The 23,414-nt window shown below is 32.6% G+C and carries 21 protein-coding genes and 2 riboswitches; of the genes, 19 read left to right on the forward strand and 2 right to left on the reverse strand.

Annotated elements, in window-relative coordinates; genetic code table 11:
• Nucleotides 1–91: 91 nt before the first annotated feature.
• From J2Z38_RS01755 to J2Z38_RS01785, 7 genes are all read left to right on the forward strand, one after another.
• Complete coding sequence (locus tag J2Z38_RS01755; protein ID WP_209771706.1) at nt 92–1,012, forward strand: DnaJ domain-containing protein; 921 nt, start codon at nt 92–94, stop codon at nt 1,010–1,012.
• 1 nt (nt 1,013) lies between these two features.
• Nucleotides 1,014–3,590: an ATP-dependent chaperone ClpB gene (gene clpB / locus J2Z38_RS01760; RefSeq protein ID WP_209771708.1), complete on the forward strand. Its 2,577-nt coding sequence runs from the start codon at nt 1,014–1,016 to the stop codon at nt 3,588–3,590.
• A 189-nt stretch (nt 3,591–3,779) separates the two neighbouring features.
• Nucleotides 3,780–5,900, forward strand: coding sequence for an anaerobic ribonucleoside-triphosphate reductase (nrdD, locus tag J2Z38_RS01765; protein WP_209771710.1), 2,121 nt, complete (start codon nt 3,780–3,782; stop codon nt 5,898–5,900).
• Entirely contained in the window at nt 5,897–6,397 is a 501-nt protein-coding gene (gene nrdG / locus J2Z38_RS01770) for an anaerobic ribonucleoside-triphosphate reductase activating protein (RefSeq protein ID WP_209771712.1), read from the forward strand. Before nrdD ends, nrdG begins: the two co-directional genes overlap by 4 nt.
• Before the next feature lie 24 nt (nt 6,398–6,421).
• Entirely contained in the window at nt 6,422–7,009 is a 588-nt protein-coding gene (locus J2Z38_RS01775; RefSeq protein WP_209771714.1) for a LemA family protein, read from the forward strand.
• A gap of 40 nt (nt 7,010–7,049) precedes the next feature.
• A complete protein-coding gene (locus tag J2Z38_RS01780) occupies nt 7,050–7,898 on the forward strand; it encodes a TPM domain-containing protein (protein WP_209771716.1) in 849 nt (282 codons plus the stop codon).
• Nucleotides 7,899–7,908: 10 nt separating this feature from the next.
• Nucleotides 7,909–8,415, forward strand: coding sequence for a nucleoside 2-deoxyribosyltransferase (locus tag J2Z38_RS01785; protein ID WP_209771717.1), 507 nt, complete (start codon nt 7,909–7,911; stop codon nt 8,413–8,415).
• Nucleotides 8,416–8,445: 30 nt separating this feature from the next.
• On the opposite strand, the gene J2Z38_RS01790 is transcribed toward J2Z38_RS01785, so the two are convergent.
• Nucleotides 8,446–8,961 carry a folate family ECF transporter S component gene (locus J2Z38_RS01790; protein WP_209771719.1) on the reverse strand — a complete coding sequence of 172 codons (516 nt, stop codon included), beginning with the start codon at nt 8,959–8,961 and terminating at the stop codon, nt 8,446–8,448.
• Between the two features lie 21 nt (nt 8,962–8,982).
• Nucleotides 8,983–9,068, reverse strand: a riboswitch (THF riboswitch).
• Nucleotides 9,069–9,106: 38 nt separating this feature from the next.
• On the reverse strand, nt 9,107–9,859 hold the full coding sequence (locus J2Z38_RS01795; protein ID WP_209771721.1) for a nitroreductase family protein: 753 nt from the start codon (nt 9,857–9,859) through the stop codon (nt 9,107–9,109).
• Nucleotides 9,860–9,914: 55 nt separating this feature from the next.
• Here J2Z38_RS01795 and J2Z38_RS01800 point away from each other — a divergent pair, with 55 nt between their 5' ends.
• From J2Z38_RS01800 to J2Z38_RS01850, 12 genes are all read left to right on the forward strand, one after another.
• On the forward strand, nt 9,915–12,257 hold the full coding sequence (locus tag J2Z38_RS01800; protein WP_209771723.1) for an ATP-dependent DNA helicase: 2,343 nt from the start codon (nt 9,915–9,917) through the stop codon (nt 12,255–12,257).
• Complete coding sequence (gene rlmD / locus J2Z38_RS01805) at nt 12,238–13,605, forward strand: 23S rRNA (uracil(1939)-C(5))-methyltransferase RlmD (RefSeq protein WP_209771725.1); 1,368 nt, start codon at nt 12,238–12,240, stop codon at nt 13,603–13,605. Before J2Z38_RS01800 ends, rlmD begins: the two co-directional genes overlap by 20 nt.
• A 135-nt stretch (nt 13,606–13,740) precedes the next feature.
• Nucleotides 13,741–14,391 (forward strand): response regulator transcription factor, encoded by a 651-nt coding sequence (locus J2Z38_RS01810; protein ID WP_209771727.1) that lies wholly within the window; start codon nt 13,741–13,743, stop codon nt 14,389–14,391.
• Nucleotide 14,392: 1 nt separating this feature from the next.
• Nucleotides 14,393–15,253: a sensor histidine kinase gene (locus tag J2Z38_RS01815; RefSeq protein WP_209771730.1), complete on the forward strand. Its 861-nt coding sequence runs from the start codon at nt 14,393–14,395 to the stop codon at nt 15,251–15,253.
• A gap of 46 nt (nt 15,254–15,299) precedes the next feature.
• The gene (locus tag J2Z38_RS01820; RefSeq protein ID WP_209771732.1) at nt 15,300–15,980 is read left to right on the forward strand and encodes an ABC transporter ATP-binding protein; all 681 of its coding nucleotides are present in this window, start codon (nt 15,300–15,302) and stop codon (nt 15,978–15,980) included.
• A complete protein-coding gene (locus J2Z38_RS01825; protein WP_209771734.1) occupies nt 15,973–18,408 on the forward strand; it encodes an ABC transporter permease in 2,436 nt (811 codons plus the stop codon). The genes J2Z38_RS01820 and J2Z38_RS01825 overlap by 8 nt, the downstream gene beginning before the upstream one ends.
• Nucleotides 18,409–18,785: 377 nt before the next feature.
• A complete protein-coding gene (locus J2Z38_RS10615) occupies nt 18,786–18,914 on the forward strand; it encodes a hypothetical protein (protein WP_263641981.1) in 129 nt (42 codons plus the stop codon).
• A gap of 141 nt (nt 18,915–19,055) precedes the next feature.
• Nucleotides 19,056–19,568: a hypothetical protein gene (locus J2Z38_RS01830; protein ID WP_209771737.1), complete on the forward strand. Its 513-nt coding sequence runs from the start codon at nt 19,056–19,058 to the stop codon at nt 19,566–19,568.
• Nucleotides 19,569–19,637: 69 nt separating this feature from the next.
• Nucleotides 19,638–20,477: a hypothetical protein gene (locus tag J2Z38_RS01835; RefSeq protein WP_209771739.1), complete on the forward strand. Its 840-nt coding sequence runs from the start codon at nt 19,638–19,640 to the stop codon at nt 20,475–20,477.
• Nucleotides 20,478–20,510: 33 nt separating this feature from the next.
• Nucleotides 20,511–20,584: riboswitch (Fluoride riboswitch) on the forward strand.
• 37 nt (nt 20,585–20,621) lie between these two features.
• Nucleotides 20,622–21,824: a cation:proton antiporter gene (locus J2Z38_RS01840; protein ID WP_209771741.1), complete on the forward strand. Its 1,203-nt coding sequence runs from the start codon at nt 20,622–20,624 to the stop codon at nt 21,822–21,824.
• A 38-nt stretch (nt 21,825–21,862) separates the two neighbouring features.
• Nucleotides 21,863–22,636 (forward strand): FAD-dependent thymidylate synthase, encoded by a 774-nt coding sequence (thyX, locus tag J2Z38_RS01845; RefSeq protein ID WP_209771743.1) that lies wholly within the window; start codon nt 21,863–21,865, stop codon nt 22,634–22,636.
• Between the two features lie 75 nt (nt 22,637–22,711).
• Nucleotides 22,712–23,413 carry an ABC transporter ATP-binding protein gene (locus J2Z38_RS01850; protein WP_209771744.1) on the forward strand — a complete coding sequence of 234 codons (702 nt, stop codon included), beginning with the start codon at nt 22,712–22,714 and terminating at the stop codon, nt 23,411–23,413.
• Nucleotide 23,414 lies beyond the last annotated feature (1 nt).

Here is a 23,414-nt window from a genome sequence, read left to right on the forward strand (position 1 = left end):
ATAAATTTATAAATATACTTGAAATGAATATTATACCTAGTATAATCTTATTAAGGTCAGAGATGGTCAAAGAATTATGATGGAGGTATAAATGCAATATAGGGATTATTATGAAGTGCTAGGGGTGGACAAAAAAGCTAGCGCTGATGAGATAAAAAAAGCATACAGAAAACTTGCTAAAAAATACCACCCAGACCTTCATCCAGACGATGAAAGTGCACACAAAAAATTTACAGAAATAAATGAAGCCTACGAGGTTCTATCAGATCCAGATAAGAGGAATAAATATGACACCTTTGGTGCTAATGCAAACTTTTCTGGCGGTCAAAACTTTGATCCAAGAGATTTTGGTTTTGATTTTGGTAACTTTGGAAACGGCTCTTACACATATACAAGTTCAAGCGGTTCAGGTTTTTCAGACTTTTTTGATACCTTATTCGGCGGCTTTGGGGGAGGTTCGTCTTCAAAATCTAGCCAAGGTTTTGGCGGTTTTGGCAGTTCTTTTACTAAAAAGCCTAAGTCAAAACTAGATACTGAAGTTAGTATTTCAATTGATGAGGCCATGTCAGGTACAAGTAGAAAAATTTCTATAAAGTCAGAAACTGGCATAAAAGATATTGAAGTAAATATTCCAAAGGGACTAAAGAATAAAAATAAGATTAAAATCGATGGTTCTAAATACGGCTTAAATGCAGATATTTATGTAATGGTCAAGATTAAGGAAACTGAAGATTTAAGGCTAGAAGGAATTGACTTTGTAAAAAAAGTTAAGATTAGTCCTTGGGATGCATACTTTGGTACTAAGAAAAAAATCTCAACAATTAAGGGAAATATCTTAGTAACAATTCCAGAAAAAATAACTTCTAATAAGAAAATCAGACTTAATAATTTAGGATATACCGACAGGAAAAATCAGACCGGCGATTTAATTTTGGATGTATTTATAGATAACCCAGACTTAAACGAAGAACAAATTGAATTATATAAAAAGCTAAAAGAAATCGAGGGATAATATGGATAACAACAAATTAACACAAAAATCAATCGAAGCTATCAACAATGCAAATTCAATGGCAATTAAAGATGCCAATCCAGAAGTTAATGAATTTCATTTAGCCTTAAGCTTAGTTGATAGCCCATCCTCCTATGTTTCATTGGTTTTAACCAAAATGGGAGTAGATGTAAATGCATATAAGAAAAAAATAGAAAACAAGATAGAAGCTTTGCCAAAACAATCAGGCAATGCTAAGACCTACCCATCCCAAGTCTTTCAAAGGATATTTTTGAAGGCTGAGGATGAGGCAGAGGCCATGGGCGATTCATTCATATCGATAGAACACATTTTCCTTTCCTTACTAAAGGAAAATACCGAAATGAGTCCAATTAACAAGGAGTTTAATATTTCCTATAAGGCCTTCAAAGATTATGTCTTAAAAGTCAGGAATGGTCAAAAAGTTACAACTGATAATCCTGAAGAAACTTCAAATCCATTGGAAAAATTTGGACGTGATTTAACTCAAGAAGCTAGGGAAGGTAAAATCGACCCAGTTATCGGAAGAGATGCAGAAATTAGAAATGCACTTAGGATTTTATCACGTCGTAAGAAAAATAACCCGGTTTTAATCGGTCAACCTGGTGTTGGTAAGACAGCTATTGTCGAAGGTCTTGCCCAAAGAATTGTAAATAACGATGTACCAGAGCCACTCCAAGGTAGGAGGATTTTCTCACTTGATATGGGTGCTCTAGTAGCTGGTGCCAAATATAGGGGCCAATTTGAGGAAAGACTAAAGGCAGTAATTGAAGAAGTCAAAAAATCTGATGGACAAATTATAATGTTTATTGATGAAATCCACACTATTGTTGGTGCTGGTAAATCTGAAGGTGCTATGGATGCATCAAACATTATGAAACCAATGCTTGCACGAGGAGAAATCAAGGTTATTGGTGCTACAACCCTTAACGAATACAGGGAATATATAGAAAAAGATGGGGCTCTTGAGAGAAGATTCCAAAAGGTAATGGTAGAAGAGCCAAGCGTTGAAGATACTATTTCAATCTTAAGAGGTATAAAGGAAAAATATGAAATATTCCACGGAATCAGGATTCAAGACTCAGCAGTAATTGCAGCTGCTGAATTATCTGATAGGTATATTTCTGATAGGTTTTTACCAGATAAGGCAATAGACCTTATGGATGAGGCTTGTGCTACAGTTAGGACAGAAATTGACACCATGCCAGCCTATCTAGATGAGCAAAAAAGAAAATTATTACAATTACAAATTGAAATTACAGCATTAAAAAAAGAGGATGATGACTATTCTAAAAAGAGACTAGCTGATCTTGAAAAAGAATTAGCTGACCTTTCAGAAACTTACAATGAAGACTTCTTGAAATGGAAAGACCAAAAATCTGCCATTGACGATGTCAAAACCATTAAGGAAGAAATAGACAAAGTCAAGGTAGAAATAGACCAGGCAGAAAGGTCTTATGATTTTGAAAAACTTTCAGAGCTTAAATACGGTAAGCTAGTTGAACTTGAAAATAAATTGAAGGAAGCTAGTGCATCTAATAATGATGATTCTTCTATAAAAGAGGAAGTGACTGACGAAGATGTAGCTGATGTTGTTTCAAGCTGGACAAATATACCAGTATCAAAACTAGTTGAGACTGAAAGGGCAAAAATCCTTCACTTAGGAGATACCCTTCATCAAAGAGTGATTGGACAGGATGAAGCTATAAAAGCTGTTTCTGATGCTATGATAAGAGCGAGGTCAGGCCTTAAAGAGCAAAATAGGCCAATAGGTTCCTTTATATTCTTAGGCCCAACAGGTGTTGGGAAGACAGAGCTTGCAAAGACATTAACTGAAGCAATGTTTGATGATGAGCACAATATGATAAGGATTGATATGAGTGAATATATGGAAAAATATTCCGTATCAAGACTAATCGGAGCAGCTCCAGGCTATGTTGGCTACGAAGAAGGTGGACAATTAACTGAAGCTGTTCGTAGAAAACCATATTCAGTAATTCTTTTTGATGAAATTGAAAAGGCTCACCCAGACGTATTTAATATCCTTCTTCAAGTATTAGATGACGGAAGATTGACAGATAGTCAAGGTAGGACAGTTGATTTTAAGAATACTATAATCATCATGACTTCAAATATAGGCTCTGAATTCTTAATTGATGGCCTAAACGAAGACGGTACCATCAAGGAAGAAAACCAAAAGAATGTTGATGAAGTTTTAAGAAGGTCATTTAAGCCAGAGTTTTTAAACAGGATTGATGATATTGTGATGTTCACACCTCTAACAAGCGAACAAGTTTACGAAATTATTGACCTACAAATTGATAATATTAGAAAGAGACTTGCTGATAGGGACATCAAACTTGAAATCACACCAGCTGCCAAGGAGTATATCCTAGCCAATTCTTACGATGTAGAATACGGTGCTAGACCTGTCAAGAGATACTTACAAAGAAATGTAGAAACAAAACTTGGCAAATTAATAATTGAAGGAAAAGTTTCCGATAGAGATACAGCTACCCTTGACCTAGTTGATAATAAATTAGAGTTTAAAATCAAATAGCTTGGTATAGACAAGTAGAAATAATAACGGAGTAATTTAGTGGGTTGCTCCGTTTTTACTTTGGCTATTTTCTGGGATTTTACACTATATGTAGTGTTTTTCAGCTTCATACCACAATATATAGTACTATTTATTTTACTTTGAAAATAAAATATGGTATGATATAAGTGTAAAATTTCGGAGGTAAAAATGTTACAGGTAATTAAAAGAGATGGGACTAAAGTCGATTTTAATAAAGACAAAATAACCATCGCTATTGAAAAAGCCATGCATTCCCCAAGCGGTATTTATGTGGGAGGTCAGGCAGCAGAGATAGCTGGTGAGATAGAGGAGAGATCTAAAAATAAAAGAGAAATCTCAATTTATGAAATCGAAGACTTAGTCTACTACAAACTAATAGACAGGAAAAATCCTGCTACAGCCAAGGCCTATGAGTCTTATAAGTCAGTCCAGGCTTATAAACGTGAGCAAAATACATCTGACGATGAAATAATCGGACTTTTAAATCAAACCAATATAGATGTAATGGATGAAAATTCAAACAAAAATCCAATCATTGCTTCAACCCAAAGAGACCTAATAGCCGGCGAAGTAGCAAAAGACATAGCAAAAAGAAAACTAATTCCAGCAGACCTTGTAGAAGCTCATGATTCAGGAGCTATACATATTCACGACCTTGATTATCTAATCCAACCAATTTTTAATTGTTGCTTGGTAGATATGAAAGACATGCTGGATAATGGAACAGTTGTAAACGAAAAAATGATTGAAACACCAAAGTCTTTTCAGGTTGCTTGCAATGTTATGACCCAAATCATAGCTCAAATAGCGTCAAACCAATATGGTGGCCAATCAATCAATATTTCTTGTTTAAGTCCTTACCTAGAAAAATCTTTTGATAAGAACTTTAAATTATCAAAAGAAATCTTAGGTGACACTGACAAGGCAAAAGAAATGGCAGATGCCCTAACTCAAAGAGATCTAGAAAGTGGCATTCAAACCATTCAGTATCAAATCAATACCCTTATGACTTCAAACGGTCAATCACCTTTTGTGACACTTTTCATGCACACAGATGAAAACGATCCTTACCTTGACCAAACAGTTGAAATTATAAAAGAAATTTTGAAACAAAGAATCCAAGGCATTAAAAATGACCAAGGCGTATATGTAACACCAGCTTTTCCTAAGCTTATTTACGTACTTGATGAAAATAACATAAATCCAGATTCCAAGTATTTCAACCTAACAATACTTGCTGCAGAATGTACTGCAAAGAGGATGTATCCTGATTACATTTCAGCAAAGAAGATGCGTGAAAACTACGAAGGCAATGTTTTCTCTCCAATGGGTTGCAGGGCCTTCCTTCCTCCTTACAAGGATAAGTATGGAGACTACAAGTTTGATGGCAGGTTTAATATGGGAGTTTGTACAATAAACCTCCCACAAATTGGAATCCTAGCCCATGGTGATGAAGATTTATTCTTTGAAATATTAGAAAAAAGACTTGACCTTGTAAAAAGAGTAGGAATTCTAAGATATGACCACCTTGCTAAGGTAACAAGCGATTCTTCACCAATCCATTTCCAACACGGAGCGATTGCTAGACTTAAAAAACACCAATCAATCAAACCACTTCTAGAAAATGGCTATGCTACAGTTACAATTGGCTATATTGGAATATATGAAGCCACTAAGTTAACTATCGGAGAAAGCCATACAACAAAGAGAGGCCACGATTTTGCCATGAAGATCATGGAAATGTTAAATGACAAGAAAAAAGAGTGGTCAGATCAATATGGCATTGCCTTTGCGGTTTATGGCACACCTGCAGAAAGCTTAACTCACAGGTTTGCATCAATTGACAAAGAGAGATTTGGAGATATAAAAGACGTCACAGATAAAGGATATTACACTAATTCCTTCCACGTTGATGTTAGGGAAAATATTTCTGTATTTGATAAATTTGATTTCGAATCAGAATTCCAAAAATTATCTACAGGCGGTTGCATTTCCTATGCGGAAATTCCAAATATGACTAACAATATAGACGCAGTCTTAACAATGATAGAATACATCTACGACCACATCCAATATGCTGAATTTAATACAAAGAGTGATTATTGCGGTAATTGCGGTTATGATGGGGAAATTCTTCTAGATGAAAATAACCAATGGTATTGTCCAAATTGTGGAAATCACGATAGGGCAACACTTACAGTAGTAAGAAGAACTTGCGGCTATCTTGGAGAAAATTTCTGGAATGAAGGTAGAACTAAAGAAATAAAGGCGAGAGTCCTTCACATATGAATTATGGGCAAATAAGAAAATATGATGTAGCAAATGGTCCTGGTATCAGGACCACTTTTTTCCTTACAGGTTGTGATAGGAATTGCCCAAATTGTTTTAATACCGATTATATGGACTTTAACCATGGGAAAAAATGGGATGATCAAGCTGAAAAAGAAGTTATTTCATATCTAAAACTCAACCAAGTTGAAGGCCTTACTGTTCTCGGTGGGGAGCCATTTGAAAACCCTCTGGGTCTTTTAGATGCTTTAAGGAATATAAAAAAAGAGGTAACAAAGTCAATTTGGGTTTATACAGGTTTTGTCTATGAAGATTTAGTTAATATGGCAAAAGCACGTGAGATTTTAGAAGAAATTGACGTCCTCGTTGACGGAGAATTTATAGAAGAACTTAAAGATTTAAGGCTGAAATTTAGGGGTTCCTCTAATCAAAGAATAATTGATGTAAAGAAATCATTAGAAAATAATAAAGTTATTATCCTAAATGGGTATAAATAGAAAAAGACAATTTAGGAGGAATAAATGATTAATCAAAAGAAAAGATCAGGTGGTGCAGGGATACTTATTGCAATAGTAGCTCTTATTGTAATTGCCCTTGTTATGATTGTGCCAACCTATAATAGACTTGCAGGAAGTCGTGAAAATGTGAATCAGGCTTACGCCCAAGTGCAAAATGTAGTTCAAAGAAGGGCAGACTTGATACCAAACCTTGTAAATACTGTTAAAGGATACACTGACCACGAATCAGAAACTTTAACTCAAGTTACAAATGCAAGGGCAGGTGTCCAAAATGCTAAAAATCCAAAAGAACTTGCTGAGGCTAACGAAGAGTTAACAAGAGCAATTGGAGACATTAATGTAGTTGTCGAAGCCTACCCAGAATTAAAAGCTGATACTCAATTTGTTCAATTAATGGATGAATTAGCTGGCAGCGAAAATAGGATTTCAACAGAAAGAAAAAATTATAACGAAGCTGTTCAGGCATATAACACTGATATAAAGAAGTTTCCAACAAACTTAATAGCTAAATTTACAGGCTATGATCCAGCTGATTACTTTAAGGCTGATGCCAGTGCCCAAGATGCACCAAAGGTAGACTTTGGTAATTAGGATTAGTTTAAAACTAATTAGGAAATAAGAAGGAGATATAATGAGAAAGGCAAAATTTAAAAGGCTTTGGCTAATATTTATAATATTTTTCTGCCTTTTTCAAAGTAAAACTTATGCCAGCATCCCTAATCCAACAGATAATTATTACCTAGATGAATTAAATCTATTAGACGAATCGACTAAGGAAAATATTAATAAAACCAACAAGCAGCTTGAAGATAAGACAGGAAGTCAAGTAGTGGTCATGACCCTAGCTAATCCTCGTGGCCTTGAAGGTAATTATTATGGCACGGAAATCTTCAACTCTTGGAAAATAGGGGATCAACAAAAAGACAATGGTGTTTTAATTCTCTTATTAATGAGCGAAGAAGAAGGGCAAAATCAAATAAACATCATCACTGGCTATGGCATAGAAGGCAGGCTAAATGATGGTAAAATTGGTAGGATAATTGATTCTTTTATGTTTGAAGATTTAAGAGATGGTAATTATTCTAAAGCCCTTAATGAAGGTTTTAACGCTGTTGTAGGCGAAATTGCAGCTGAATACGATATAGAGCTTGAAAAAGATTATGCAGGCTATCAAGACGAGCTTGCTGATTCTAATGATGAAGATGGAATTTCCCTTGGAACAATCGTCTTTATCACTATAATGTTTATTATTATTTCAAATATTATTAATAACAATAATAACTACCGAGGTGGTGGCGGCTTTAGGAGAAGAAGACGCTATACTTATCCAAGGTTTGGGCCTGGTTGGTCATCTTGGTCTAGCTCATCGGATTCTTGGGGTGGATCAAGCTTTGGTGGCGGTTCATCAGGAGGTTTTGGCGGAGGTTTTTCCGGTGGTGGAGGATCTTCAGGCGGTGGCGGCGCTGGCAGAAAATTTTAAGGAGTAAATATTGAAAGGATATTTAGCAAGTCATTTTTTTAATGATGCTATGTTTAGGTGGACAGAAGATTTAGCCCAGTATATAGAAAAAAATACTGATCTTGAACTTTATGTCCCACAAAGAAATGCAGATATAAACGATAAGAAAAATAATGATGCGATTATTACTGATATAAAGATATCACAGGCTGATACTGCTCATCTTAAAGAATCTAATTTATTAATTGCAAATCTTGACGGATTGACAATTGATGATGGGGTTAGCGCAGAAATTATGGCCCATGGAGTTATGCGAGAATTTGAATTAGAACATGGAATAGATTTTCCAAGGATGATTATAGGGATAATCACAGATATGAGATATCAGGGAACTGGTGAGAATAAACTCTATAGAAATCTCATGGTTGTTGGAAAAGTTAAGGAGCATGGTCATTTGGTAGTAGGCTATGCCGGAGATGATTCCTTCAAAAAAGAAGTAATAAGTCATATAAATAAATTTATAGAAGCAAATAAATAGAGGTGGTAGAAAAATATCTACCACCTCTATTTATTTTAATTTATCTAGTAATTTTGTAGATATGAAATATAAAAGGAAATAATTTATAAGACCATCTACTAATACTTTTACAAAACGTGAAGCTAACATTACCTTGTAAGGATTATTAAACAATTGGCTTAACCATAAGGTGTTTAAGAACATATGGCAGATGTAAAATACAAAAAATACCATAAGCCCAACTTGAACCTTCATAGAAATGTTTTTATACTTTGAGTATTCTGTAATAAGTCCAGGTATAAGACCTGTTAGGACAGAAACTAAGGTAAATCCAAAGTGTGGTGTGCCTCCAGCATTTATAGCAACACCTATTAAGTCGGCTGCAAGTCCAGCAAGTGCTCCAGGTATTGGACCTAATAGCATGCCTGCAAGCATCAATGGCAAGTGGCCAAAAGAAAACTTAATTGTTGGTGTGATAAAAATACCAAAAAATCTTGAAAAGATGATTGATAATGCTGTTAGCATAGCTGCTTTCACGAGTGAATCAACACTCAATTTTTTATTCATTTTTTCCCCTTTCTATCAGAGGTCAGCGGTTGCGATAAAGAATCGGAAGTTTCGTCTGGAAACAACAACCCATTTTCCAGCACTAATCGCTCTTTACCTACTCTGATAGAATCATTATAAGCTAATTGGGGGAAATTTCAAAATTTTAGTCTGGATTTAAGACAAAACCTTGGCTTAGTAAGGTTTCAAACATTTTATTTCTATTTTTGATAATGGATCCTTGTTTTTTAGGTATTTGGCTTGAAAAAGATTCACTTTTTCTACCAGAATCTCTCAAATCATAATAAGTTGTCATTTCTTTATCGTAATCTTTTATCATTTCTAAGTAAGAATCATAGGTCTTATAGGAATTCTCAAAATTCTTTAAATTTATATCAAGCCTTGGTTTTATTTGTGGATTTTGATTAGGTATCCCAAAGCCTACACCGACCGCTGGATAGGTAAGTTTTGGCATCTTTAGTATATCAATTACCTTTTTTGTATCGTTGTGGATATTGCCAAAATAATTAGCTCCAAGACCCAAAGACTCAACAGCGTTAGTTAAATTTTGAGCGGCAATAATTGCGTCTGTAAAACCTTGGATAAACTTATCAAAGCTAATTATATTGTCATTTTCTAGGTCTAATTCTCTTGCTATTTCATAATTTCTTTTTAGATCTACGATGAAAATCCAAAGTTCGGTTGCCCTTGCCATGTATGCTTGGTTACCATTTTCTGCTAATTTTTCTTTGATTTTTGGATCTGTAATCCTTATTACAGACATATTTTGCATGCCGTTTGAAGATGCCGACATATTTACAACATCTAGTAGGGTTTTGATTGTTGAATCATCTATCTTTTCATCTGTAAATTCTCTAATAGTCCTATGTTTTAATTGGTTTTTGATTGTTTGGTTCATAAGTCCTCCTTTCTTAATTAATACCCAAAGGAGTATAGTAATACTAGGAGAAGTTATGAAAATAAGGACATCTGTTCGAAACTTAATTGAATTCGTTATGAGATCTGGGGATATAGACAACAGATTTAGGGACAATACCAGGATGATTGAAGGTATTAGGGCCCACCAAAAAATTCAAGCTAAGTACGATAAGACTTATAAAAAAGAATATAAACTTAAGAATACTACGACCTATAAGGACGTAGTTTTTGAAGTTGAAGGCAGGGCGGATGGACTTGGCAAAAAAGATGGAATTTATCTAATAGATGAGATTAAGTCTACATCAAGGAGTCTTGACGATTTAACAGACGATAATAAACTCCATTGGGCCCAGGCTCTTTGCTATGCTTATTTTTATGCTGTAGATAATTCACAAGATACGATGCTTATTTCTTTAACTTACGTATCGGTTGATGATTATAGGTCTAAGATATTTGAAAAGTCCTTTAGCTTTGATGAACTTAAAGATTTTTATTTAAAACTCCTAGATGAATACATAATATTTTCAAAAATTTTGGCATCAAATAAAGAAAAAAGAGATGGGTCTATAAAAGAGCTCGTTTTCCCCTACGAAACTTATAGGAAAGGCCAGAGGAAGATGGCTGTGGCTGTATACATGGCAATTTTAGAAGAAAAAAATCTTTTTGTAGACGCACCAACAGGTATTGGTAAGACCATTTCAGCGATTTTTCCAAGTATAAAATCTATGCCAGAAGGTCTTACAGATAAGGTTTTTTATCTTACAAGCAAAAATACCATTGCTAAAGAAGCCTTAAAAAGTCTAAACCGACTTGAGGATAAGGGACTTTTTATAGAAGCACTTAATATTACAAGCAAGGAAAAAATTTGCTTAAATGATGAGGTTTCTTGCAATCCTGTTGATTGTCCTTATGCCAAGGGTCATTTTGATAGGGTAAATGATGCCTTAAAAGATATACTAGAGAATGAAAATATAATGGACTATGATATAATTATCGAGTATGCAAAAAAATATATGGTTTGCCCATTAGAATTTGAACTTGATATTAGCACCTATGCTGATTTTGTAATCTGTGATTATAATTATGTTTTCGATCCAAATGTATTTTTGAAGAGATTTTTTGAGGAAGTTATAGACTCCTATGTATTTTTGATAGACGAGGCCCACAACCTCCTTGAAAGAACTAGGGATATGTATTCCTATTCCTTCAAAGATACTACTTTTACAGGTTTAATCGAACTTTTAGATGAGAAAAAGGATAGAAAGTTAAGAAAAAAATTAGGTCAGATTGTAGATGATTTTTATAAGCTAGGCCAAATTGCAAATAAAAATACATATTATTTCACAAGTGACTACATAGATGTATTGGACAAAGATTTGATTTCCCTATCAAAAACTATGGAAAAATTCCTTGTAGAAAAAACTGACTATAAGGACTATGACCAGGTATTAGATCTCTATTTTGAAATAAATAAGTATTTAAAAATTTCAGATTACTTTACAGAAGGATTTTATAATGTCATTTCTTATGACAAAGGAAGTTTTGAGAGAAGCTTTGAGATAAAGTGTGTCGATCCAAGGGAAGTTCTTAAAAATAAATATAAACTTGCGAGAGCTTCGATATTTTTTTCAGCTACCCTTTCACCAATGGGATATTTTGTCAAGGCACTCTCCGGAGAAGATTCCTTAAAATTAAGACTAGATATGCCATTTAATCCTGAACATCTTTTGATTTTTAAGAAATCCATCTCAACTAGATATAGGGATAGGAATAGGAACTTGGCCGTGGTAGCAGAATCAATAAATGACTTTGTGAAAAGTAAAAAAGGCAATTATTTTATATTTTTCCCATCTTATTCTTATTTGGAGGATGTGGCAGAATATTATAAGGATAATTTTGATGAAGAAATTCTTATTCAGGAAAGAACAATGACGGCTGAAGCTAGGGGCGAATTTTTGAATGAATTTACCTATGATTCGGCGAAAATTGGATTTTTAGTCCTAGGTGGAATTTTTTCAGAAGGAGTAGACCTGATTGGAGATAGGCTGATTGGTTCGATGATAATTTCTGTTGGAATGCCTGGTGTTTCTAAAGAAAGGGACTTAATCAAATATCACTTTGAAAAGGAAGGCTTCAATGGTTTTGATTATTCATACACTTATCCCGGCTTAAATAAGGTATTTCAAGCAGCTGGTAGGGTTATAAGAGGAGAAGATGATAGGGGAATAATTTATCTTTTGGATGATAGGTATTCATGGCAAAAATATATGGAGCTTTTTCCTAAACATTGGACAAATCAAGTTATGGCAAATGATAAAAATGATTTTGAAAAAATTATAAATAAATTTTGGAGTATAGATGAAAAAGAGACAGACTAAAGATATAAAAATAAGCCAAATGAAATATCCGAATATTTCAATAGGTTTTGACGAAAACGGAAGGAAAGTAGAGTTTAAGGGTGGTCTTTTAGGCCAAACTGTAAGAGTAAAGGCAGGAAAGAAAAACAAGGATAGGATTAAAGGTAAATACATAGAACTCCTAGAAGGATCTAAACTCGAAAATGCAAGAGATTACTGCCCACAAGCTGAAAGTTGTGGTGGATGCGCCTACCAAAAACTAGCATATGAGACTGAACTAATGCTCAAACATGGAATGATAAAAGACCTTTTTGATGAGCATGGAATTGAATATAATAAGGATATATCTATAAATAGGTCTCCAATCACAAGAGGATTTAGGAATAAGATGGAATATACTTTTGGAGATTCTGTTAAGGGCGGTCCTCTTGTCTTGGGTCTTCACAGAAAAAGAAGATTTTATGAAATAGTAGATTGCAAAAATTGTAATATAGTAGATGCTGATTTTAATGCCATAAGGGAAAAGGTTCAGGATTATTTTAGGAAAAAAGAAACTGACTTTTATCACAAGATGGCAAAGGAAGGTCTATTAAGGCACTTAGTCATCAGAAAAGCTATGCACACTAATCAAATCATGGTAATTTTGGTAACAACAAGCGAAGACATCTTTGATGATACAAGATTAAGATTATTTTTACATATGCTCTTAGACATTGATCTTGATGGCAAAATTTTCTCAGTATATCATGTTTTAAATGATTCTGTAGCGGATGCAGTCATTCCTGAAAAGATAAAATTAATTTACGGCAAAGAATATATCACAGAAGAAATGATGGGCTTAGAATTTAGAATATCCCCATTTTCTTTCTTCCAGCCAAATGTCTTTACAGCAGAAAAACTCTATCAAAAAGCCTTTGAACTTGCAGAAATTGATAAGAACATGGATGTACTCGATCTTTACTCAGGAACAGGTACCATAACTCAATTAATGGCAAGTGTAGCAAAATCTGCAACAGGTATTGAAATAGTAGAAGAGGCTGTAGAAAAAGCTAAAGAGAATGCTAAAATAAATGGCTTAGATAATGTAAATTTCTTGTGCGGCGATGTCTTAGAAGAGATAGAAAAGGTCGGAAATAAATACGACGTAGTAGTCTTAGACCCACCAAGAGCAGGAATTAGCCCTGCATCTTTAGAAAAAATCTTAAATATAGACTGCAAAAAATTTGTCTACATCTCTTGCAATCCTAAAACTCAAATGGAAAATTTAAAGACTTTTATTGATAGGGGATTCGAGATAAAAGACTACGAAATCTACGATCAATTCCCAAATTCAAGACATTTGGAAACCATAGCTTTACTTGAAAAATAATTTTTATAAGACTTACAAGCAAAAGATTGTAGGTCTTTTTTACTAATTTTATATTACAATTATTTTAATTAATTTACTATTTTGTTAATGGTATACTGTTAATGTAACTATTAAAACTCTAATAAGGGGATAAGAATGAAAAATATTTTGATCATAGAAGACAACCAAGATATTGCCTTACAAATGAAAAAATATCTAATAAAAAATGGCTATGGTGTTGAAATTGCATCATCTTTTTATGAGGCTACTTTCAAGATGAATGTAGACATTGATGTAGCCCTTTTAGATATAAATCTACCTGATAAAGATGGCCAGCATTTGATAGAGAAATTAAAAGAAAAAGATATAAGAGTTATTGTTACAACGGTAAAAAATGATGAGAATTTTATAATTGAAGCTCTAGATAGGGGAGCAGATGACTATATAACAAAGCCATTTTCTCTTGCAATACTAAGGGCAAGAATTGATGCTGTTTTGAGGACTTTGCCTATATCACAAGATAAAATTATTTCTTATAAAGATATAAAAATAGATTTAAAAGAATCAAAAGTTTATTTTAAAGGGGAAAATATTGACTTAACCCCACTTGAATACGAAATATTACTTTTATTTATCAAAAATCCCCACAGAGTTTACACAAGAAGCCAACTTTTGGAAATGTTTTGGGAAGATAGGGATAAGTTTGTAAATGACAATACCCTAACATCAACTATTAAGAGAATCAGAGAAAAGCTTGATAGGGAAGTTATTTCTACTGTTAGGGGCATAGGTTATAGGATGGACTGAGATGGTATATGTATTTTGGATAATAAGTCTAGGACTTCTTTATTATTTTTTGGAAAAAAGAAAGCAAAATAGGATAAATGAACTCATAGATTTGATAGAGAATATGAAAAATCAAGTTTATAAAATACCGATGAAGCAAGATGATTTTTCAATCTTGGAAGATAAAATTTACAAGCTTTTTATAGAAATAGTAGAAGCCAAGGAAACCACCAGCAAAAATAGTGAAAAGCAAATAGAATACCTAGAAGACATCGCCCATCAAATAAAAACTCCAATTACATCTATGATTTTTTCTGTTGAAAATTTGGAAATTGACTACCCAGATAATGATGATATAGGAATCTTAAAAAGGCAAATTCAAAGATTAAATTCTTTGTCAGATATTTTGCTTAAATTATCAAGCCTTGATGCCAATAAAGATCTTATGAAAAAGGAAGAAATTAATCTTGATGAATTAGTGACTTACGCTTTAGACGCCCTAGATATAAAAAAATCTACAAGTATAAAAACAGAAAATAACTTAAAAGAAAATATTATTTTCGGTGATTTTTATTGGCTAACAGAAGCCCTTATTAATATCTTAAAAAATGCAGATAATAGACCTTCTTGCAATATAATCTCTATTTCATCTTTCAAAAATCCACTTTATACATCTTTGATTATTGAGGATAATGGAGGAGGAATTAAAAAAGATGATATCAAAAAAATTTTTAAACGCTTTTATAAAACTCCAGACTCAAAGGGGTTTGGAATCGGTCTAGCTATGGCGAAGACAATTGTTGAAAAGAATAATGGATTAATATCTGTTGATAATACTAAAGATGGTGCAAAATTTGAAATGAAATTTTATAATGTCACCTAAAAATCACTTTACTTTTATATACTTACCTTAAATTAAGGAGGAAAGTATGGAAATTTTAAAAGTAGAAAATTTAAGAAAAGAATATGGAGAAGGCAATTCCAAGGTAGTGGCCTTAGATGGAGTTGATCTCACAATAGAAAGAGGAGAATTTGTCGCCATTGTAGGCCCTAGTGGGTCTGGTAAATCAACTCTCTTACATATTATAGGAGGAGTAGATAGCCCAAGCAGTGGAAAAGTTTACATAGATGGCAACGACATTTCCCAATATTCATCAAAGGAGTTGGCCCTATTTCGCAGGAGGAAAGTAGGTTTAATCTATCAATTTTATAATCTAATCCAAAATCTAACAGTAAGGCACAACATAGAATTACCCTTAAAGTTAGATAAGAGAAAAATCCATGAGGATGTCTTACAAGATCTAGTAAAAAAACTTGGCATAGAAAGTAAACTTGATTCCTTTCCAAGTGAACTATCTGGAGGCCAGCAACAAAGAGTTGCCATAGCAAGGTCTTTAATCTACAAACCATCAATAATCTTAGCGGATGAACCAACTGGCAACCTAGATAGGAAAAACTCCAAGGAAATAATAGAAATCTTCAAATATTTTAATAAGACTTTAAAACAAACTATTATCCTAATTACCCACGATGAAAAAATCGCCCTAGAGGCAGATCGAATTGTCACTATAGTTGATGGAAAAATTATAGGAGATGAGAAAAATGAATAAGAAGACTTTTCCTATTTTCATCTCATTATTTATTGTAAGTCTGTTTTTCACCGTAATTTTTTACTACGGATATACAAATTTGAGGGCAAACTATGGATATTACATGGCTTCAAGTTTTTATCATGGGGAGATTAAAGAAGAACTTTCAAATGAAGATGTTGAAAAACTAAAGTCTATTGAAGATATAGATTTGGTCGGAAAAATGTCTCTTCATCCGGACAATGCAAAATTAAATGATGATTTAATAGTCATTAACTATCAAGACAAAGATATCAATGAAATGCGAGAATTTTCAAGACTTCAAAAAGGGCGATTTGCTGAAAACGAAAATGAGATAGTTTTATCGGAAAGCCTTGTAAATAAACACAAACTTAAAATAGGCAATGAGGTAGAACTTGATTTAGGCAAAAGATTTTTAGATGGCGAAGAGATAGGTCCCACAAGTGCAAATACTGACAGGGAAAAATTTGAGAGCCAGGGTTCTAAAAGCTTTACTTTAGTCGGTGTTTACGGAGATGTCTACAACAAATACAGTAAACTGACTTTTGCTCTAGGCCTACAAAATAAAATGTCCACTTTCAGAACCTTTGTAAAATTTCATTCATTTGAAGAAGCATACAAAAATAGAGATAAAATTCAAGCAGAAATCAATCAGACTTTGGGCAAAAAAGTTACTTTTGAATTTTCTGAAAGTCTTATAAACTATTATGGGGTAGAAAACGAACCCTTACAAAACATAATGAGCCAGGCTGTTCTTGTACTATCAGTTCTTGGATGTATAGCCATCTTTGTGTTTTTTATAAAAAACATCTTTTGGGTTTGGGGGCTTAGGAAGATTAGAGAGTTTTCCATTTATAAGTCCATAGGATCTACCAATGGACAAATTTATCAGTTACTTCTAAAGGAAGGACTTATCATAACTGCAATTCCAATATTTTTAGGACATATTGCAGGATTTTTCTTTATGTATTGTTTGTATAAAAACATAACAAAAGGAGAAGGAGTAAGTGCCTTTGAAGTTATAAAATTTAATCCCTTATTAAGTTTGGCGATACTTTTCGTTTCCTTTATGATTGTAGCATTAGCAATTAAATCCCCTGCGAAAAAGATTTCTACAATAAATATTATAGACGGTATAAGAGGGAATATAGATTTTTCAAAATCAAAGAAGAAAAGAGCCGAAGATTTTTGGAAGGAATTAAAACTCAACAACTTAGCTTCAATAAAATCACAGAGATATATTTCTTCAATAGGGATAATTATTATTTCTGTATTTATAATCACTATTGGCATCTCAACATACTACAGAGATTTTTCTCATTACGATGATGGCTATAATTTTTCCGTGGATTATTTTAGTGAAAAGAATCAAGTCCCAAAAATATTAAAAGAAATTGTCGATAAAATTCCTAGCGACAAGTCTTATATTTCAAAATATAAATATGTTCAAGTAGAAAATACTAACGAATTCTCAAAGGAAGCAAAGGCTGTAGGTTTAGACGAGGAAGCTAGAAAGAATATAGAAAAATATAAGGCAGATGGTATGGATGGATTTATCATCGCCTTGGAAGAAAAAGACTTAAAAGAACTTGGAGGAAAGAAGGGTGAATTTGTCCTCTACAATACAATTCAAGAAGATTCTTTTATTCCAATAGCTAAGGCAAAGAGAATTCCATATTTCGAAAATCCACAGACTTTAGATATTAACTTTGCAAATGATTATAAGAAGACGATTGAAATTTCAAAGACAATAACAGATTTGGGAAAATATAAGTCGAGAACAATGCCTTTTGATGTAAAAGTTTATACAGATTTTGACACTTATTTTAAACTGATGGAAGAGTCCGGAGATGAGAAATATACAGAATATGCCTATACTTTAAATATGAAGGTAAAAGATTCTGATACCAAAGATGTAAAAGAATATGTAGAGGCCATGATCAGAGAGCAAATTTCACCTGAAGATCGCTTTAATATCACAACAGGTGAGGAAACCGCAAAAAATAAATATAACGATGTGAAAAGTTTCATAAAACTTGCAATAGGAATAGCATCGATTATTTTTGTACTAAATATTACCAATGGCTACTCATCCATTAATTTAAGTCTCATGAGCAGAAAAAAAGAAATCGGAAGTCTTTACTCTTGTGGGATGGATGTAGATGAGTTAAAGAGTATTTATCAAAGAGAATTTATTGGAGAACAGATAAAGTCCTTTATAATTTCTATTATGGTGAGCTTAGGTGTTATGTTGGTAATATCATTAATTGCTCCTGATTTAAGAATGAGTACTTTAATAAAATATTATGACTATAAAAGCTTCCTAGGATTCTCACTAGTCGTCTATAGTATTAATCTGGTCATCTATCATTTTTCTCTAAAGAGAATTTTAGACAGACCGACTATAGATTTAATTAGAACAGAATAATCCAAGCAAAACAGCTCTTAATTGGGCTGTTTTTATTTTTGAAATATATAATAAATCCTAACTTATAATCCTAAATAATATTTTTGCATATTAAGTAAATTTAATTTATAATAAAAATAAAAAAGGTATATATTGAAAATTTTAAAAAATATATAATAAGAAATTTAAGTCCGGAACCCCTTTATATTATCGATATAAGGTGGAATCAGGAGGGACTTAAAGTTACCTTAGAAAGTGAGTCAGGTTTAGATAAAATCGGTCTTTTATTTGATGAAACTGTCTACTTATACCAGGATACAGAAGAAGTTTATAAACCAAGCTGGCATATCGACGCAGAAAGTGATTATTATCCATTTTATTATAGTAAAAATTCAGAAATGATCGATAGATTAAAAGAAGATGTCGACTATGTTAGAGATGATGAAATAATTCATTTTGTAATTATTGGCCTTGATGATGTTGTAGATGTCTTGACAACTGATTTGCCAAAAGTTTTTAAATTATAAAAGGAGGATACTATTTTTTTTAATAAAACAGTTAAGAAATTTTTTGTAAATGATGGAAGCTATGACCTATTATGGTTTATATTTGGATTGGTAATTTTATTTGTTTTTGCATTTCTAAGTATGCCTTATTGGATTTTTTGTTTGGGTCTTGGAGTGCTTACAAGTGCGATTTTTAGATTTATTACAACAGATGCCTTATTTTATGATGATTTTAAAAATTTAGATAGTAGAAAAGATAGACTTAATTATATATTGAGTAAAAATTTTTTTACAATTTTATTTGTAGGGTTTATAATCCTTATCCTATTTTTAGTAATAGGTATTATTTCCAAAATATTTTTACTTAGACAAATAAACTTTGGATTTAAATTATTATTTACATTAATTTTCTATATACTTGGAGCTGAAAATATTATTTTGCTATTTTTCCAAAAGAGGCTTCCATCTTATGATGAGGGATATAGAAGAAATTTAGAGGTTGATTTGCGAATTGGGTTAGAAAATCTAAAATCAATGCTCCCATCATTAGTCTTGAACATTTGTTTAGCTATTTTAATATTTAATTTTCAAATTAAAGTAAATATTTTAAAAGGAAGTATCTTGTTCTTTATTTCTATAATTATTTTTGTAATAGGGCAAAGTGAAAAAAATTAATTTAGTTTTAATTAATTTTTTGTTGAGTACGAAGAATAACTTAAAAGCTTATATTTATAAGGATTAATGATGAGAAAAAATAAAGGGATTTTATATTTTATTTTATATATGGGATCTTTTCCTTTGTTATTTTTGTGCTTTATTTTATCCGCTAAAATAGAATTCATCCCACTTTTTAACAATATATTTTTAGGTTTAGCAGAACTATCATTTTTTGCGTTTCAAATATATTTTATATTAAAATTTACAGACCTTAATATTAATTTTTATTTAAAACTATTGTCAACTCTTCTTATGATTGGACTCGGTCTTTTGGCTGGATATTTGGTTTTGATTATGAGTATCTTTGCTTTTAAGGATAATGTTCCTTTTACTTATGATGGAGAAAAATATTATATCTTAAATGAAGGTTGGCTTGATGATAATTTTGTGGTTTATAGGAAAGATTTTATTACTATGGATAAGATGACATTTAAGGAGAGTGAGCAAACTTTTAAAAAACTTGATCAAATAACAAACGAAGATACAAAAGCAAGTCTTAAATTTTATCTAAACAAGGATAAAGAGACTAATGATGTAAAAATACCAGCAGAATACGAAAATCAAAAAGAAATTCAAAGCCAAACCCAGAGGTTAAATGATTTTTCTCCTAAAGATGTAAAAGAAATTCCAAATTCAAATTTTGGTCTTCTTGAAGTCGATAGGGCAGGGGCCAGGTCTAGGTGGTTTTTTGTTGAGATTGAGGATGGCGACCTAAAATTTATATCGGAAATCCCTGATACTAGCCCTGATATTTCTGGATCTATAAAAAAGGATGGTTCTATTTTACTTATTTGTAAAGATATTAATGGGAATGAAAAACAATATAAATCAACTAATTTTGGAAAAACCTTTGAACCTATTAATTAAAAATAATTTGATTTTATAAGACTTGTGCATATAATATTTTTAGGGAATGAAGTACTCCCTTGATAATTATAATCTAAAACGCGTTTGCTGATGACTTCTACATTTTTGTAGGGTTGTCAGCTTTTTTATTAGGAAGGAGAGTTTATGATTTTATCACTTGGACTTATTTTAATTTTTGGCATGGTTTTTGCCAAAATTTTTGATAAGTTAAAACTTCCTAAGATAATTGGTATGCTTCTTACGGGAATTATCTTAGGTCCACAAGTCTTAAATCTTTTGGATGCAAATATTTTGAAAATTTCACCAGATTTAAGAACAATCGCCCTTATAGTAATTTTATTAAAGGCAGGCTTAAGCCTTGATATAGGAGACCTTAAAAAAGTTGGTAGGTCTGCAGTATTGTTATCATTTTTACCAGCAAGTTTTGAGATTTTAGCCTATGCTATTTTTGTGCCAAAAATATTGGGTTTGAATCTAGTTGATGGGCTTTTGATGGGGGCTGTTATGGCAGCAGTTTCTCCTGCAATAGTTGTGCCTAGGATGGTAAAACTTATTGATGAAGGCTATGGCAAGGATGAGTCTATTCCACAAATGATCCTAGCGGGGGCATCTTGTGATGATGTTTTTGTTTTGGTTTTATTTTCATCTTTTCTATCCATGGCCAAAGGAAGCGAATTTTCTTATAAATCTTTATTAAAGGTGCCAGTTTCAATTATCTTGGGTATTGGATTTGGTATCGTAATTGGTTATTTATTGTACTTATTTTTTGAAAGAAGATATAAAAATGGATCTTATATTAGGAATTCTTCTAAGGTAATTATCATCTTAGCCCTTGCCTTTTTGCTAGTTAGCTTAGAAAGTCTTGTTAAAGAAATAATCCCAATTTCAGGTCTTTTAGCAGTTATTGCTATGGCTTCAGCGTATAAGATAAAAGCCGAAGATGGTGTTGTTGAAAGGCTTTCAGAAAAATTTGCTAAACTTTGGATTTTTGCAGAAATTTTATTATTTGTCCTTGTTGGTGCAGAAGTAGATATCAAATATATGACTGGAATAGGTTTTGCTGGAGTTTTATTGATCTTTTTAGGACTTTTAATTAGATCTATTGGTGTTTTTATTTCTGTTGCTGGAAGTAGACTTAGTAAAAATGAAAAAATATTTACAATATTAGCCTACACACCAAAGGCAACTGTCCAAGCAGCAATTGGATCAGTTGCCCTTGCTAATGGAATTGGATCAGGGATGGCAATTTTATCAATAGCTGTCTTAGGCATAATTATCACTGCCCCACTTGGTGCTATTTTAATCGATAAGTCATATAAAAAATTACTAAAAAAAGCTCCAAATTAAATTAATGGTATAATGTTTTTAAATATTAGGAGGAACCTATGGCAGAAACAAAATTGAAAGTGACCTTATTAAATTATACAAAAAATGGTGAAGAAACAATAGCTCAGGCTGGTAAACTTTGCTATTCTCCAGTTGGTGTTGAGGAAATTTCTCAAAAACAAGACCCAGAATCAATAGCAAAATATGTAAAGATGCTAGCTAGTCTTGGCCATTTAAGCCCAATCGAGCATATTTCATTTACCTTCGCTGTTGAGGGAGTGTCTAGAACCTTAACCCATCAACTTGTTCGTCATAGGCTTGCTTCTTATTCACAGCAGTCCCAAAGATATGTAAAACTAGATGGTTTTGAATATGTAATCCCACCTCACATAAAGAAAAATCCAGAAGCTAGGAAAATTTTTATAGAAGCCATGGAAAAAGACCAAGAAGCATACGATAAACTAGCAGAAATTCTAACCAAAAAACATTATGAAGACCTATTAAATGAGGGAGAAGATGAAAAATCTGCAAAAAGAAAGGCTACAAAGATGGCCATTGAAGATGCTAGGTACGTTTTTCCCAATGCCTGCGAAACAAAAATAGTTTTTACAATGAATGCAAGAACACTTTTACATTTTTTCAACCTTAGGTCTTGTAACAGGGCCCAATGGGAGATAAGAGAAATGTCTGATCAGATGGTTAAATTAGTTAAGGATATATATCCAAATGTCTTTGCACAAGCTGGTCCATCATGTGTATCAGGTCCTTGTCCTGAAGGCAAAATGACTTGCGGGAAAATACAAGAAGTGAGAGAAAAATTTAAAAACATTTAAAGAGCCTCTGGCTCTTTTATTTTGCCTTAAAATGGGTATAAATAAAGAATAAGAATAAAGAAAGTAGAGGTTTCTATGTCTTATATAGAATTAAATGAAGTAAGTAAAAAATATAAATCTGGTCAGTCAGAAATACTCGCAAACGATAGGATAAGTTTTGACCTTGATGAGGGTAAGTTATTGATAATTGTCGGAGCGTCAGGTGCTGGAAAGACCACACTTTTAAATATCATAGGTGGTATGGAACAGGCGACTAGTGGTGATATTTTTATAGATGGGAAAAATCTAAGCAAGCTTGATGAAAACGACCTTACCAAATATCGTAGGGATGATGTTGGATTTGTATTTCAACATTATAACCTCATTCCTAACTTAACAGCCCTAGAAAATGTGGAACTTGCCAGTGAAATTTCTAAGGATTCTCTAGATGCAGATGAGATTTTAAATCAGGTGGGACTTTCTAAAAGAGAAGGTAATTTCCCTTCGCAACTTTCTGGAGGTGAACAGCAAAGAGTTGCTATTGCAAGGGCTCTAGCAAAAAATCCAAAGCTTCTTTTGTGCGATGAACCTACGGGCGCTCTTGATTATAAAACTGGAAAAAATATCTTGAAACTCCTTCAAGATGCCTCAAGAAACTTTAATTCTACAGTCATAATAATAACCCATAATTCACTTATAAAACCAATGGCAGATGAAGTAATAGAGCTAAAAGATGGTAGGATTTTAAAGGCATATACAAATGAAAATCCTGTTCCTGTAGAAGAACTCGAGTGGTAGT

The organism is Anaerococcus degeneri (assembly GCF_017874475.1).
GTDB classification, from domain to species: domain Bacteria; phylum Bacillota; class Clostridia; order Tissierellales; family Peptoniphilaceae; genus Anaerococcus; species Anaerococcus degeneri.